Genomic DNA, 1322 nt, shown 5'->3' with positions numbered 1-1322 from the left:
GTATCAGCTTGTGGGGCGGCCGCTTCACCGGCGGCCCCGCCGACGCCCTGGCGGCGCTGTCGGTCTCCACCCACTTCGACTGGCGCCTGGCCCGCTACGACATCGCCGGTTCCCGCGCACATGCCCGTGCCCTGCACGCCGCCGGCCTGCTGGATGCAGCCCAGCTGACCGGGATGCTCGATGCCCTCAGCCGGCTTGAGGACGACGTGGTCTCCGGAGCCTTCCGTCCCGACCCCGCCGACGAGGACGTCCACACCGCCCTGGAACGGGGGCTCATGGAATGCGCCGGAGATGACCTCGGCGGCAGGCTGCGGGCGGGCCGCTCCCGCAACGACCAGATCGCCACCCTGATCCGCATGTATCTGCGTGACCAGGCCCGCCACCTGGCCGGACTGGTGCTCGACGTCGTCGACGCACTCATCGACCAGGCGGCGGCAGCAGGAGAGGCGATCATGCCCGGCCGCACTCACATGCAGCACGCGCAGCCGGTGCTCGTCGCCCACCAGCTGCTGGCCCACGCCTGGCCGCTCATGCGTGACGTGGCGCGACTGGAGGACTGGGACGAACGCGCCGCCGTCAGCCCCTACGGATCCGGGGCGCTGGCGGGCAATACCCTCGGACTCGACCCGGACGCCGTCGCCGCCGACCTCGGCTTCGACGCGGCCGTCGAGAACTCCATTGACGGCACCTCGGCCCGCGACGTGGTTGCCGAATTCTCCTTCATCCTGGCCATGACGGCGGTGGACGTCTCCCGGCTCGCCGAGGAGATCATCATCTGGAACACCAAGGAGTTCGACTTCGTCACCCTGGACGACTCCTTCTCCACCGGCTCTTCCATCATGCCGCAGAAGAAGAACCCCGACGTCGCAGAACTCGCCCGCGGCAAGGCGGGTCGCCTCATCGGTGACCTGGCCGGACTGCTGGCCACCCTCAAAGCCCTGCCACTGGCCTACGACCGTGACCTGCAGGAGGACAAGGAACCGGTTTTCGACGCCGTCGACACCCTCGCGGTGCTGCTGCCCGCCGTGTCCGGCATGGTCGCCACCATGCGCCTCAATTACGCGCGCATGGCCGAACTCGCCCCGCAGGGTTTCTCCCTGGCAACCGACGTGGCCGAGTGGCTGGTCAAGCAAGGCGTGCCCTTCCGCCAGGCACACGAGCTCTCCGGCGCCTGTGTGCGCGAGTGCGAGCGACGCGGCATTGAGCTGTGGGAGTTGAGCGATGCGGACTTCGCCGCCATCGACCCCCGCCTCACTGCGCAGGTCCGGACGGTTCTATCCGCCGCCGGATCCGTCGCCGCCCGCGCTGGTCACGGCGGGACC

General features: G+C 69.7%; 1 protein-coding gene. It reads left to right on the top strand.

Features of this window, described 5'->3' with window-relative positions; all coding sequences use genetic code 11:
* Positions 1-2: 2 nt before the first annotated feature.
* A partial coding sequence (argH, locus tag RWX45_RS13035; RefSeq protein WP_316024146.1) for an argininosuccinate lyase occupies positions 3-1322 on the top strand: 1320 nt, incomplete at its 3' end.

Origin of the sequence: Actinomyces sp. MRS3W (genome assembly GCF_032465695.1) — a bacterium.
Lineage (GTDB): Bacteria > Actinomycetota > Actinomycetes > Actinomycetales > Actinomycetaceae > Actinomyces.
The sequence above is the reverse complement of the archived record's forward strand: the minus strand, read 5'-3'. Positions and strand labels throughout refer to the sequence as shown.